The organism is Mycobacterium shottsii (assembly GCF_010728525.1).
GTDB classification, from domain to species: domain Bacteria; phylum Actinomycetota; class Actinomycetes; order Mycobacteriales; family Mycobacteriaceae; genus Mycobacterium; species Mycobacterium marinum.
In genome coordinates this window covers 3,949,630-3,962,693 of record NZ_AP022572.1, presented here as the reverse complement: position 1 = coordinate 3,962,693, position 13,064 = coordinate 3,949,630, and the positions used below count along the sequence as shown (strand labels likewise).

Below are 13,064 nucleotides of genomic sequence, written 5' to 3'. Positions count from 1 at the left end.
GCGCGGATCGATACGGGCCTAGCCGACCAGCAGATCGAGTGCGGCTTGCGTATACGCTTTGGGATCCTCCACCTGCGGGTAGTGGCCCAGACCGGGTAATTCGATGACCCCGGCGTTCGGGCGCAGTTCACGCAACCCATTGAGCACGTTCGTTGTGGCCACCGGGTCATCGAGGCCCCAGACGAACCCCAGCGGTTTGGGCCAGTCCCGTACCGCGTTGTGCCAGCGCTGCGCGTACCGCTCCCGCTCTTCGAGGTAGCTGATCAGAAGATGCGCGATGCGATGACCGTTGTGGTGCGTCAACAGTTCCCACTGCGCCTCAGCTTCTTGGGCAGACAACGGGTGCTGCGCCGAAAACAGTTTGCCGAAACCCCGCGTGAACCCACCCCGGTTGACCAGACGAGCCGCGATCGGCCCCAGCGGACCACGCAACACCTTCTGAATGGGACGTAGGCTGGCGCGTTCGAGGATCACGCTGCCGTTGCTGAGGACCACGCGTTGCAGCTCGAATGGGAGCCGGCGCTCGAGGTCGCGGGCAAGCAACTCGGTCGTCACCTAGGTACCCATGTCATGAGCCAGCACCACCACCGGTCCGGTGACGTTCTGGGCTACTACGTTTTGCACCAAATCGGCCTGTTCCAGCAGGTTGTAGCGGTGCGGACGGGGCTTGGACGTGTCTGCTTAATGTGAATGGTGTTTTGGCTGATGCTGTTTGGGTGATGCGGATGCATGCGATTTCTGATGATTTGTGGTCGCTGATCGTGGCGGTGTTGCCTGCGGGGCGGCGGCGTGGCCGGCCGTGGAACGATCATCGACGTACTCTGGAGGGCATTATCTGGCGTTACCGTGCGGGATCTCCGTGGTGTGACCTGCCCGAGCACTTCGGTCCCTGGCAATCGGTGGCCGAGAGGCATCTACGCTGGTCGGTCGATGGCATCTACGCGCGGATCTTCGCGGCGATCGCCTCTGACCTCGACGCCGAGGACGCTGACCTGGGCGTACTGTTGTCGGTCGATTCGACCAGTGTGCGCGCCCACCGACACGCAGCCGGAGCGCGCTCCGGGCGCCGCACAGGGGGATCTGTCGAATTACAAGAAATATCTCGATGAGCCCGATGACCACGCTATTGGGCGTTCCCGCGGCGGGCTGACTACCAAGATCCACGCCTTGACCGACCAGCTGTGCAGTCTGGTCACCCTGGCACTGTCGGCCGGTCAAGCCGGTGATAATCCGATGCTTTGGCCATTGCTGGCCGCCCGGTGCAGCAACTCATACGCCCCGTTTCGCCTGCTGGCGGACAAGGCGTACTCCTATGACTCGACGCGGGCACAGCTGCGCCGGCTCAAGATCGCCCATACCATCCCCGAGCGCAGCGACCAGATCACCCGCCGCAAAGCTAAAGGCCGCAACGGAGGACGGCCTCCGGGGTTCTCAGGCCGAATCTACAAGCACCGTAACACCGTCGAGCGAAGCTTCAACCGGCTCAAACACTGGCGCGCGGTCGCCACCTGCTACGACGAATACGCCCTGACCTACCTCGGCGGTGTCACCCTGGCCGCCATCATCACCTACCACCGCGTCCGCAATTAGCAGACAGGACCTTGTCCGACAGAAAGTCCATGGTCAGCCAGGCCTGACCCGCCAGGTACGGAATCACCGACCGGAAGTCGAACGAACTGGATGGGAATCCGTGCAGGAGCAGGACCGTGGGCGCAATGCCCTCACCAGATCGCACGAACACTTTCCCCGCAGCCGTGTTTATCCAGCCGCCACCCGCACGCCAGTCGCTAACACTCGGTGATGTCACCCTTCGGGCATACCATCGTGAGCACCACGACAGGAGGGTAACGAGGGTAATGGGCCGGCAATTCACTCCGGATTTCACTCCGGATCCGAAGTTGTACCCATTCGCATCGCGCTGGTTCGACAGCTCCCGGGGGCGCCTGCATTACATCGACGAGGGCGACGGCCCGCCAATCCTGCTATGTCACGGCAACCCGACCTGGAGTTTCCTGTACCGCCACATCATCGTGGCGCTGCGGGATCACTTCCGCTGTATCGCTCCGGACTACCTCGGTTTCGGCCTGTCCGAGCATCCCGGCACGTTCGGGTACAAGGTCGACGAGCATGCGCAGGTGGTTGGCGAGTTCGTCGACCACCTGGGTCTGGACAACTACTTGACCATGGGCCAGGACTGGGGCGGACCGATCAGCATGGCGGTCGCGGTCGAGCGCGCCGAACGGGTGCGCGGAATCGTGTTGGGCAATACCTGGTCCTGGCCGGCCGACACGCTGACGATGAAGGCGTTCAGCACAGTGATGTCCAGCCTTCCCATGCAGTACGCGATCTTGCACCACAATTTCTTCGTGGAACGGCTGATTCCGGCCGGAACGACCCATCGCCCGAGTAGCGCGGTCATGGAGCACTACCGTGGCGTGCAACCAACCGCGTCAGCACGTGTGGGTGTCGCGGAGATGCCCAAGCAGATCCTGGCCGCGCGTCCATTGCTGGCCAGGCTTGCCAGCGAGGTGCCGGCACAGCTGGGCACCAAACCCGCCCTGCTGGTGTGGGGTATGAAGGACTTCGCATTCCGGCCCGAGCCGATGCTTGCGCGGATGCGCGCGGTGTTCGCCGATCATGTCCTGGTCGAACTGCCCCAGGCCAAGCATTTCATCCAGGAGGATGCCCCCGACGAGATCGCCGCGGCAATCATCGCGCGGTTCGGCTGACCTGTGGGCCCAAACCCCGGCGGTGCGCCGGGGCTGCCCCGAGGCGTGCCTCCAATTGTTCCGGACATGATGAATTCCACCTGCAATTTTATGGCTATTGTGGTGAATTAAATGTGTCAAGTGTAAATGTTCTCTAATATCGTCAATTCATCACAGCGCGAATTGCTAATGTTGCGATAAGTCGAATCAGTTACGGTGAATTGCGCACCCTGAACAGGGTGTTTGCCCTACTGAAATGCGACATTGTTCCGTCGAATCGATGTTTGAGAGGAAAGCATAATGTCGTTTGTGGTGGCCGCTCCCGAAATGGTGCAAGCGGCGGCGTCAGATATAGCAAGCATCGGCTCGACGATCAACATGGCGAATGTGGCGGCAACCGCGCCCACCACTGCGGTGTTAGCGGCCGGTGCGGATGAGGTGTCCGCGGTCATCGCCGCCTTGTTCGCCGCGCACGGCCAGGCCTACCAAATCTTGAGCGCTCAGGCGGCCCAATTTCATGACCAGTTCGTTGCGGCGATGACCTCGGCCGCGGGGGCCTACTCGGGCGCCGAAGCCGCCAACGTCTCGCCGCTGCAATCGCTGCTTGACGCGGCCAACGGGGAGACGATGGCGATGTTGGGGCGCCCGCTGATCGGCAATGGAGCCGACGGGGCACCGGGCCAGGCCGGTGCGGACGGTGGCTTGTTGTTTGGTAACGGCGGCAACGGCGGCAGCGGGCTGGCCGGCCAGGCGGGTGGGGTCGGTGGGGCCGCCGGCCTGATCGGCAACGGCGGCAATGGCGGCGCCGGCGGTTCGGGGTCGAACGGATTGGCCGGCGGCACCGGTGGGTGGCTGATCGGCAACGGCGGCAATGGCGGCGTCGGTGGGATCGGCTCGGCGGCCGTCGGTAACGGCGGGTCCGGGGGTGCCGGCGGGGCGGCCGTCGGGCTGTTCGGAAACGGGGGCATCGGCGGGGCCGGCGGGGGCGCCGAAGGACTCAACGGCGGCGCCGGCGGCGTGGGCGGCATCGGTGGAAAACTATGCGGCGACGGCGGGGCCGGCGGGATCGGCGGGATGGGCGCCGCCGACCCGAGCGCGGCAGGCGGCGCCGGCGGCGCCGGTTGATCCGCTGTCGGGTGGTTCGGCGATGGCGGGGCGGGCGGCGCCGGCGGCCCTGTGGTGCCCACGGCGGCCCTGGGCGGATTGGGCGGGGCCGGTGGTGCCGGCGGTAATGGCGGACAACTGTGGGGCGACGGCGGGGCCGGCGGGCTCGGTGCGTTCGGTCAGCACGGCGGCGGGGCCGGCGGTGCCGGGGGCAATGCCGGAATGGTCGGCAACGGTGGCGACGGCGGCACCGCTCTCGGTCTCGCCCACGGCGGCGACGGGGGCACCGGCGGGACGCTGATCGGTAACGGCGGTGCAGGCGGCGGCGCGACGATGTCAGACGCCGGGGACGGCGGTGATGCGGTCGGCCTGATCGGCAGCGGCGGGGCCGGTGGCATCGGTGGGGCCGCCCTGGCTGGCGGCACCGGTGGGACTGGCGGGGATGGCGGCCATGGCGCCAAGCTGCTGAACAACGGCGGGGCCGGCGGAGCGGCCGGGGGCGGACTCGGCAACAGCGGCAACGGTGGAAACGGCGGCGAGGCCGCGCTCATCGGCAACGGTGGTGCTGGTGGTGACGCGGGCACGTCCGGGAGCAGTCGCAACTTCGGGGACGGCGGCAACGGCGGCGATGCACAGTTGATCGGCAACGGCGGCAACGGCGGGCGCGGCGGTGTCAATGGAACCGGGGGCACCGGCGGCACCGGCGGGACGGTGGCCGGAGCAAACGGGACCGACGGGCCCTAGCCGGAAACCCGCGGCCGACCGGGTCGGCCCTAGGCGAAAGCCTCCACCGGCGGGCAGGAGCAGACCAGGTTGCGGTCGCCATAGGCGCCGTCGATACGGCGCGCCGCCGGCCAGACTTTCGGCCGAAACGCGGTGCCGAGCGGGTAGGCCGCTTCCTCGCGGGTGTACGGGTGGTCCCACTCGCCCACCAGCAAACACTGCGCCGTGTGTGGCGCGCCCCGTAGCGGATTATCGTCAACGGGCCACTGTCCGGACCCGACCCGGTCGATTTCGGCGCGGATGCTGATCATCGCGTCGCAGAACGCGTCGACCTCGGCCAGGCTCTCGCTTTCGGTCGGCTCCACCATGAGCGTGCCGGCCACCGGGAAGCTCATGGTAGGTGCGTGAAATCCATAGTCTGCCAACCGCTTTGCGACATCGTCGACAGTCACTCCGGTTGCCTTGGTGATGCCGCGCAGGTCCAGGATGCACTCGTGGGCGACCATGCCGTTCTCGCCGGTGTAGAGCACCGGGAAATACTCGTCCAGACGCCGCGCGATGTAGTTGGCCGAGGCGATCGCGGTCAGCGACGCCGCGCGCAGACCGTCGGCGCCTATCATGCGGATGTAGGCCCAGGTGATGGGCAGGATCGAGGCAGACCCGTAGGGCGCCGCCGACACCGGATCCCCTTGGGGTAGTTCCGGCGCGAACGGATGGCCCGGCAGAAACGGAGCCAGATGCGACCGCACCGCCACCGGACCCACTCCCGGACCACCGCCCCCGTGCGGGATGCAGAAGGTCTTGTGCAGGTTCAGGTGGCTGACATCGCCGCCGAATTTGCCCGGTCGGGCCAGGCCCACCAGCGCGTTGAGGTTGGCGCCGTCGACGTACACCTGGCCGCCGGCGTCGTGCACCGCCGCACAGATGTCGGCAATGTCGTGCTCGTAAACGCCGTGCGTGGAGGGGTAGGTGATCATCAGCGCCGCCAACCGGTCGGCGTGGTCGCCGACCTTGGCACGCAGATCGTCGAGGTCGACATCGCCGTTGTCGTGGCAACCCACCACGACAACCCGCATCCCGGCCAGGGCGGCCGAAGCCGCATTGGTGCCGTGTGCGCTGGACGGGATCAGGCAGATATCGCGGTGCGGCTCCCCCCGGCTGGCGTGGTATTCGTGGATGGCCAATAGGCCGGAGTACTCCCCCTGTGAGCCCGCGTTGGGCTGCAAGGAGACCTCGTCGTAGCCGGTGATGGCCGCCAACCAGCCCTGCAGCTCAGTGATGAGCCGACGCAGGCCCGGGGTATCCGAGGCCGGGGCAAACGGATGCTGACGTCCGAGCTCAGGCCAGGTAATCGACTCCATCTCGGTTGCGGCATTGAGCTTCATCGTGCATGAGCCGAGCGGAATCATGCTGCGGTCCAGCGCAATATCTTTGTCCGCGAGTTCGCGCAGGTAGCGCATCATCGAAGTCTCGGTGCGGTAATTGGTGAATGCGGGATGAGTCAAGAACTCTGAGGTGCGCGTCGCGATCTCGGCGCGCGCTGCCTTGGCGGCCGACACCCCGAACGCGTCCAGGACCGCGGTCACGTGCGCGGCGGTGGTTACCTCGTCGCAGGCCACCGACACGTGGTCAGCGTCGACGCGCCATAGGTTGACTCCGCTCGCCTTGGCCGCGGCCACCACCTCATCGGCACGGTCGGGTACCCGCGCCAGCACGGTGTCGAAGAACGTGTCGTGCACCAGCGCGTCGCCCAGCGCACCGGCGATGGTCTCGGCATGCCCGTGCACCCGCCGGGCGATGCCGGTCAGCCCATCGGCGCCGTGATAGCTCGCATACATTGCGGCCATCACCGCCAGCAGCACCTGAGCGGTACAGATATTGCTGGTCGCCTTGTCGCGGCGAATGTGCTGCTCGCGGGTCTGCAGCGCGAGACGATAGGCCGGGTTGCCGTCACTATCGACCGATACGCCGACCAACCGGCCGGGCAACTGCCGGGCGTGCTTGGCGTGCACCGACAGATATCCGGCGTGCGGGCCGCCGAATCCCATTGGAACCCCGAAACGTTGGGTGGTGCCGAACGCGATGTCAGCACCGATCTCGCCGGGCGGCGTGAGAAGTGTCAGCGCCAACAGATCGGCGCCGATGGACACCAGCGCGCCGCGGTCATGGGCCTGCTGGATCAGGGCGGTCCAGTCGGTGATGCGCCCACTCGCCCCGGGCAGCTGGGCGATCACCCCGAAGAATTCGCCGTCGGGCAACCCGTCGCGCAGGTCGGTGGTGACGATCTCGATACCCAACGGCTTGGCGCGCGTGGCCAGCACTGCGGCGGTTTGGGTGAACAGGTCGGCGTCCACCGCGAGACGCTTGGTGGAACTGCGCGTTGCACGGTGCATGAGCGTCATGGCTTCCGCCGCCGCGGTGCCCTCGTCGAGCATCGAAGCATTCGCGATCTCGAGGCCGGTGAGATCGGTGACCATCGTCTGAAAGTTGAGCAACGCCTCGAGCCGCCCCTGGCTGATCTCGGGCTGGTACGGCGTGTAGGCGGTGTACCAGGCCGGGTTCTCCATGATGTTGCGCAACAGAACCTGCGGCGTGAATGTGTCGTAGTAGCCCTGTCCGATCATCGACACGGCCGTGGTGTTGGTGTCAGCCAGCGCACGTAGCTCGGCCAGGGCCTCGGCCTCGCTGGCGGCCGGCGGCAGCTGATCTAGGCCCGGCGCGCGGCCGCTGGCGGTGGGCGTATCGAAAATCCGCGTCGGCACCGCCTTGGCGGCCAAGTCGTCGAGCGAGTCGACGCCGATCACCGCAAGCATGGTCGCGATGGCCTGGTTGTCCAGCCCGATGTGGCGGTCTGCGAAGGTCGACTCGAACATGGAGTGGTCGGACACGGTGACTCCTGACTGGGCAGCGGACGGGCCTTACCCAAGGCCACGTGCGGGCAGAGGACTAGCGGGCCCTCTCCCTCTGTCTTCACCCGTGCACCAGGCGCCTGAGAGATTCAGCGCCCAGCCCAAGCGGGCGCCTTTCCCCATCGGCGGGTGAGGACCGCTACGGGTCACCACCGCTTTCCAGAGGCATCGTCATCCAGCGCGGTCCGGGGGCCTGAGAGATTGACGGAGAGGTGTTGCTCCTTCGGCGTCCGTAGCTGGCGGCCACAGAACTCTCCCGCACGAGAACGATGCGCCGCCCAGTTTACTCGGCCAGCCGCAGCGACGGCGCGGTGCACGCCGATGCGTGGTGCCGAAGGCGGTCAGCCGATCTTGCGGTCTCGATGCTTGCGGCGGGACGCCAACTCGTCTTCAGGGGCGGCAATGGATTCTCCGCCGTCGGCCCGCTCGCCGTGGAAGTCGGCGATGACTCCGGTCAGCTCCCGCATCGCGCCCGAAACCGCGATGCCGAACACACCCTGGCCGCCTTGCAGCAGGTCTACGACCTCCTCGGCCGACGTGCACTCATAGACGGTTGTCCCGTCGGAGAACAGGGTGATGTTGGCCAGATCCTGGACCCCGCGCTGACGCAGGTGATCGACCGCAACCCGGATGTTGTGCAGCGAGATGCCGGTGTCGAGCAATCGCTTGACGATCTTGAGCACCAGAATGTCTTTGAAGGAGTACAGGCGCTGACTGCCCGATCCTGCCGCGCCGCGGATCGAGGGCACAACCAACGAGGTGCGTGCCCAGTAGTCGAGTTGGCGGTAGGTGATACCCGCAATCTGACAAGCGCTTGGTCCGCGGTAGCCGACCAGCTCGTCGGGTACCGAATCGTCGGGGAACAGTCCCTGCTGCACGGGTTTGCCTGCTGCAGAGCCATCGTAAGAACCGTTGGTCCCAGCGGTTGGGTTGGCTGCAAGATCCAGCTGTTCTTGACGTGGCTGGTCGCTCACGGTGTTTCCTCTCGCCGATCGCGCTGTTGTGTCACTAGCTGCGTCACTGGCTGCCTCGGCAACCACGTTTGCTCAGGGCCGAGTGCTGAAGAGCATACGCTGTTGGACCGTTACGGTCCGCGGGTTGATCATCAAGTCGCCTTCAAAGTATGGACGCTGCGTGGGCCCGTGAGCGCCATCCCCTAGGCGTGTCGAGATGGCATGTTGCGAGATGAGACGGATCCGTGACGTTGTTGATCCTCCCTCACGATTGCTTTTTTCCTGCACCTTTGTTGGGTCAGGTGGCCTTGAAGTCGTCGGGCGAAACGCTGTCGAGAAACTCTTTGAATTTCTCGACCTCGTCCTCTCGAACGGCGCTTCCGGCCTCCTCGTCACCCTCGTCGGGTATCAACAGGCCGGCCTGGGCCAGCACCGCCTCCTCGACATAAATCGGAACACCGACGCGCAGCGCAATCGCCACCGAGTCGGAGGGGCGAGCCGAGACCGTGATGTTGCGGTCGAAGATCAAATCCGCATAGAACGTGCCCTCTTGCAGATCGACGATGCGCACTTCCTTGAGGGAATGCCCGAGCGCGGCAATGAGATCCCTGATCAAGTGGTGCGTCAACGGCCGGGGCGGCTCCACGCCTTGTTGCTCAAGCGCGATGGCAGCGGCCTCGGACTGGCCGATCCAAATCGGTAGGTACCGGTCACCGTCGGCTTCGCGCAGCAACAGCACCGGCTGGTTCTGCGGTTGCTCGACGCGAATACCGACAACACGAACTTCACCCATCTGTGTCTGCCCTCCACACTTCCCGCCGTGACCGACCATTGCTCAGCGTGACGACACGGTGAACACCCATCCCATTGCCACTGTCTGCCATTGTCGGGCCTTTGTCGCCGAACACCGAGCTGTCGAGGAAAGTCTAATCCTCAGCGGTGCAGAACGTCGCGTACAGCGGATTTGATTAACGAGGTGTGCAAGGTGATCGCCAGTGCGGCCACCTCACGCGCCAAGTCGTCGGCACGGTCGCGCGCGCCGGCCTTGTCTGCCTTGACCAACGGCCCGGCGATCTGTGCGATCAGGTCCGACTGCCGGTCGGCCGCCGAGCGGAAAGCGCGCAGGTGCCGTGGCTCCACGCCGTATTCCGACAGCGCGCGGGCGCACTGCAGGATTACCACGGCGTGTTCGTCGAAGAACCCACCCGGCCCGGTTGTGATCACGCCGGCCTTCAACACCGCACTGAGCAGTTCGTCGTCGACGCCCGAGCGCTCGATCAGGTCTTCGCGACTGAGCCGAACTCGCGCCGGCGCCACTGCCCCGGTGTCAGATCCCCCGTCAGGTCCGGCGGTGCCGGCACTGTTACCCGCCACCGACACCAATCTCGGTACCCCGTAAGGGGATCCAATCGCCGGCAACTGGCCGTCGGGCTGGGCGTCCAGCTCCGACCTGATTACTTTGAGCGGTAGGTAATGATCACGCTGAGCGGTGAGTATGAAGCGCAGCCGCGCACAGTCGTAAGCGGTGAACCTCCGATACCCCGATGCCGCGCGCTGCGGCGTCACCAGCCCTTCGGCCTCCAGGAAACGGAGCTTGGAGATGGTGACATCTGGGAAGTCCGGTCGGAGCAGTTCCAACACCGCCCCGATGGACATCCCGGCGAGCGCGGGGCTATCGGGCGCGCTCACTGGCCTCCGGTGCCCCCGTCGTCGTCACCTTGCTTGGGGCCGGTCAGGAAGACCAGGCGGAACTTGCCGATTTGAACCTCGTCGCCGTTTGCCAACACGGCCGAATCAACCGGCTCCCGGTTGACGTAGGTGCCGTTGAGGCTCCCGACGTCCACGACGCTGAACTCGTTGCCTTCCAAGCGGAATTCGGCGTGACGACGGCTCACCGTTACGTCATCGAGGAAGATGTCGCTGTCGGGATGCCGACCAGCCGAGGTGATGGGTTGATCGAGCAGGAATCGCGACCCGGCGTTGGGCCCCCGCTTCACGACCAGCAACGCCGAGCCGGCCGGCAGTCCCTCTACCCCTGAAACTGAGCTTTCGGTGCCCGACTGGGTGGGGGCGTCCAGTTCGTTGAGGAAGTCAGCGCGGAAGACCGATGTCGTCTCCACGGTAACTTCGTCAGAAGTCTGGTCGCTATCTCTTGCTGCGTCCATGTCCGTCACCCGCTGCTCCTCACTGGCCGCTATCGCCTTGACCGCCGAGCCGGTCGACCGGCTTCTCCCTCGGATATACCGCTTGAACTACCTTTTACTGCCTTCAAACGCTTCCAACGCTGATCTATCGACCGTACCGCGCGAGGGTCCGCCCCGCGGCGGCGACGTGCCCGCCACTGCGGATCGTATGCCCGAAAGGCTGGTTCCTCATAGGTCAGTCACGGGTCCAACGCACCCCCAACGCTGGCAGGGACCTTAGCAACCGATCATTCGGTCACCGTGTCGCGGTAGGTCTGGGCGTCAAGCAAAGCCGCCAACGCCGATTCCAGCGCGGCGACGTCGGAACCCTCGACCTGCACGTCCAGCAACCAGCCGGCGCCATACGGATCGGTGTTCACCAGCTGTGGCGTCGCTTCCAGATCAGCGTTCACCGCGGCCACCTTGCCCGAGATCGGGGCAAACAGATCAGACACCGACTTGGTCGATTCGACCTCGCCGAAGGTCTCCCCGGCGGTCACTTCGGCACCCACGTCGGGCAGCTGCACGAAGACCACATCACCGAGCGCAGACTGCGCGAAGTCGGTGATCCCGACCCGCACGGTGTCCTCCGCGGTCCGGCGAATCCACTCGTGCTCGGCGGTGTAGTGCAGGTCGGCGGGGATATCGCTCACGGTAATCCTGTTCTGGTCGGTTTTCGGTGTTAGTTCATTTGACGGGCTGAGCGTATTGGTGAGGTTTTGGTTGCCGCAAGGCGGCGGCAAGCATCACGAGAAATGCCCGTGAAGCGTCCTCGGTGCATCACGTAAAAATGCCCGCGAAACGGTCGATCCTCGGCAGGCATGGGAAGTGGGCTGTCGATGTCGTCTCGGGCCGAGATCACCGCGAAGTTCGCCAGGGCGTATGTGGGGGCGCCGAAGGCGGACAAGGGGCAGATTCTGGATCAGGTGGTGGCGGTCACCGGCTGGTCGCGTGACAACGCCCGGCGGCGGTTGAGGGCGGCGGCCGCGCCGCCGGGAGCGGGTCGGCAGGTCGCCAAACGGACTCGCCGGCAACGCAATCCGAAGTACTCCTAGGATGCGCTCAAGGTGTTGCAGAAGGTGTGGGCGGCCTCAGGCGGGCAGTGCGGCCGGTACCTGGCCGCTTCCATGGCACTTCAGTTGGATGCTCTAGGTCCTGTCTGCTAATTGCGGACGCGGTGGTAGGTGATGATGGCGGCCAGGGTGACACCGCCGAGGTAGGTCAGGGCGTATTTGTCGTAGCGGGTGGCGACCGCGCGCCAGTGTTTGAGCCGGTTGAAGCTTCGCTCGACGGTGTTACGGTGCTTGTAAATTCGGCCTGAGAACCCCGGAGGCCGTCCTCTGTTGCGGCCTTTGGCTTTGCGGCGGGTGATCTGGTCGCTGCGCTCGGGGATGGTATGGGCGATCTTGAGCCGGCGCAGCTGTGCCCGCGTCGAGTCATGGGAGTACGCCTTGTCCGCCAGCAGGCGAAACGGGGCGTATGAGTTGCTGCACCGGGCGGCCAGCAATGGCCAAAGCATCGGATTATCACCGGCTTGACCGGCCGACAGTGCCAGGGTGACCGGACTGCACAGCTGGTCGGTCAAGGCGTGGATCTTGGTAGTCAGCCCGCCGCGGGAACGCCCAATGGCGTGGTCATCGGGCTCATCGAGATATTTCTTGTAATTCGACAGATCCCCCTGTGCGGCGCCCGGAGCGCGCTCCGGCTGCGTGTCGGTGGGCGCGCACACTGGTCGAATCGACCGACAACAGTGCGCCCAGGTCGGCGTCCTCGGCGTCGAGGTCAGAGGCGATCGCCGCGAAGATCCGCGCGTAGATGCCATCGACCGACCAGCGTAGATGCCTCTCGGCCACCGATTGCCAGGGACCGAAGTGCTCGGGCAGGTCACACCACGGAGATCCCGTACGGTAACGCCAGATAATGCCCTCCAGAGTACGTCGATGATCGTTCCACGGCCGGCCACGCCGCCGCCCCGCAGGCAACACCGCCACGATCAGCGACCACAAATCATCAGAAATCGCATGCGTCCGCATCACCCAAACAGCATCAGCCAAAACACCATTCACATTAAGCAGACACGCCCTAGAACGCCACGGCGAACTGGTGGACGGCCGTGACCGTTACGGCCCGGCGGTGCGTGCCGAGCTGTTGGCGATGAGCAGCGCCACGATCGACCGCTACCTGCGCGGCGCCAAGGCCCGCGACCAGATCTCGGGTGTGTCGACGACGAAACCCTCCCGCTGCTGCGGTCCTCGATCACCATCTGCAAAGCAGGCGATGAGGCCGAAGAATCTCCGGGGTTCTTCGAAGGCGACACCGTGGCGCACTGCGGCCCGACACTGAAAGGTGAGTTCGCCCGCACGGTCAACCTCACCGACATGCACATCGGCTGGGTGTTCACCCGCACGGTGCGCAACAACGCCCACCCCACATCCTGGGCGCCCTCAAAACCGGAATTACTAAAATCCCTATAAGGTAACGGGT

At 65.4% G+C, this 13,064-nt stretch carries 10 protein-coding genes, 5 pseudogenes and 2 riboswitches; of the genes and pseudogenes, 6 read left to right on the top strand and 9 right to left on the bottom strand.

The features are described 5' to 3' along the window. Nucleotides 1-18: 18 nt before the first annotated feature. A pseudogene (locus tag G6N41_RS18185) lies at nucleotides 19-675 on the bottom strand (alpha/beta fold hydrolase); the annotation flags it as partial. A 41-nt stretch (nucleotides 676-716) separates the two neighbouring features. Here G6N41_RS18185 and G6N41_RS18180 point away from each other — a divergent pair. Further along, nucleotides 717-1,590 (top strand): annotated as a pseudogene (locus G6N41_RS18180) (IS5 family transposase). A gap of 19 nt (nucleotides 1,591-1,609) precedes the next feature. Here G6N41_RS18180 and G6N41_RS18175 read toward each other — a convergent pair. After that, a pseudogene (locus tag G6N41_RS18175) lies at nucleotides 1,610-1,807 on the bottom strand (alpha/beta hydrolase); the annotation flags it as partial. A gap of 49 nt (nucleotides 1,808-1,856) precedes the next feature. Between G6N41_RS18175 and G6N41_RS18170 the strand changes: the two are divergent. Both G6N41_RS18170 and G6N41_RS29800 read left to right on the top strand, forming a co-directional pair. Then, nucleotides 1,857-2,729 (top strand): haloalkane dehalogenase, encoded by an 873-nt coding sequence (locus G6N41_RS18170; RefSeq protein WP_198965306.1) that lies wholly within the window; start codon nucleotides 1,857-1,859, stop codon nucleotides 2,727-2,729. 279 nt (nucleotides 2,730-3,008) lie between these two features. Then, nucleotides 3,009-4,556 (top strand): annotated as a pseudogene (locus G6N41_RS29800) (PE family protein). 29 nt (nucleotides 4,557-4,585) lie between these two features. Here the strand turns inward: G6N41_RS29800 and gcvP are convergent. From gcvP to gcvH, 6 genes are all read right to left on the bottom strand, one after another. Next, nucleotides 4,586-7,423, bottom strand: a complete 2,838-nt coding sequence (gene gcvP, locus G6N41_RS18160; protein WP_198965305.1) for an aminomethyl-transferring glycine dehydrogenase — start codon at nucleotides 7,421-7,423, stop codon at nucleotides 4,586-4,588. A 66-nt stretch (nucleotides 7,424-7,489) separates the two neighbouring features. Continuing rightward, a riboswitch (glycine riboswitch) is annotated at nucleotides 7,490-7,615 on the bottom strand. Further along, nucleotides 7,616-7,713, bottom strand: a riboswitch (glycine riboswitch). 72 nt (nucleotides 7,714-7,785) lie between these two features. Beyond that, nucleotides 7,786-8,418: a MerR family transcriptional regulator gene (locus G6N41_RS18155; RefSeq protein WP_198965304.1), complete on the bottom strand. Its 633-nt coding sequence runs from the start codon at nucleotides 8,416-8,418 to the stop codon at nucleotides 7,786-7,788. 277 nt (nucleotides 8,419-8,695) lie between these two features. Beyond that, complete coding sequence (locus G6N41_RS18150; protein ID WP_198965303.1) at nucleotides 8,696-9,190, bottom strand: bifunctional nuclease family protein; 495 nt, start codon at nucleotides 9,188-9,190, stop codon at nucleotides 8,696-8,698. Nucleotides 9,191-9,330: 140 nt separating this feature from the next. Further along, complete coding sequence (ftsR, locus tag G6N41_RS18145; RefSeq protein ID WP_198965302.1) at nucleotides 9,331-10,086, bottom strand: transcriptional regulator FtsR; 756 nt, start codon at nucleotides 10,084-10,086, stop codon at nucleotides 9,331-9,333. Continuing rightward, nucleotides 10,083-10,562, bottom strand: a complete 480-nt coding sequence (gene garA, locus G6N41_RS18140; RefSeq protein WP_407663641.1) for a glycogen accumulation regulator GarA — start codon at nucleotides 10,560-10,562, stop codon at nucleotides 10,083-10,085. Before garA ends, ftsR begins: the two co-directional genes overlap by 4 nt. A 266-nt stretch (nucleotides 10,563-10,828) precedes the next feature. Next, nucleotides 10,829-11,233 (bottom strand): glycine cleavage system protein GcvH, encoded by a 405-nt coding sequence (gcvH, locus tag G6N41_RS18135; RefSeq protein WP_012394417.1) that lies wholly within the window; start codon nucleotides 11,231-11,233, stop codon nucleotides 10,829-10,831. Between the two features lie 186 nt (nucleotides 11,234-11,419). Between gcvH and G6N41_RS18130 the strand changes: the two genes are divergently transcribed. After that, nucleotides 11,420-11,635: a hypothetical protein gene (locus tag G6N41_RS18130; RefSeq protein WP_198968062.1), complete on the top strand. Its 216-nt coding sequence runs from the start codon at nucleotides 11,420-11,422 to the stop codon at nucleotides 11,633-11,635. A 107-nt stretch (nucleotides 11,636-11,742) separates the two neighbouring features. Here the strand turns inward: G6N41_RS18130 and G6N41_RS18125 are convergent. Then, nucleotides 11,743-12,616: pseudogene (locus G6N41_RS18125) on the bottom strand (IS5 family transposase). A 67-nt stretch (nucleotides 12,617-12,683) separates the two neighbouring features. On the opposite strand from G6N41_RS18125, the gene G6N41_RS18120 reads away from it, so the two are divergent. Beyond that, nucleotides 12,684-12,923, top strand: coding sequence for a hypothetical protein (locus G6N41_RS18120; protein WP_198913343.1), 240 nt, complete (start codon nucleotides 12,684-12,686; stop codon nucleotides 12,921-12,923). Next, nucleotides 12,899-13,054 (top strand): hypothetical protein, encoded by a 156-nt coding sequence (locus tag G6N41_RS18115; RefSeq protein WP_198965232.1) that lies wholly within the window; start codon nucleotides 12,899-12,901, stop codon nucleotides 13,052-13,054. The genes G6N41_RS18120 and G6N41_RS18115 overlap by 25 nt, the downstream gene beginning before the upstream one ends. Nucleotides 13,055-13,064: the final 10 nt, after the last annotated feature.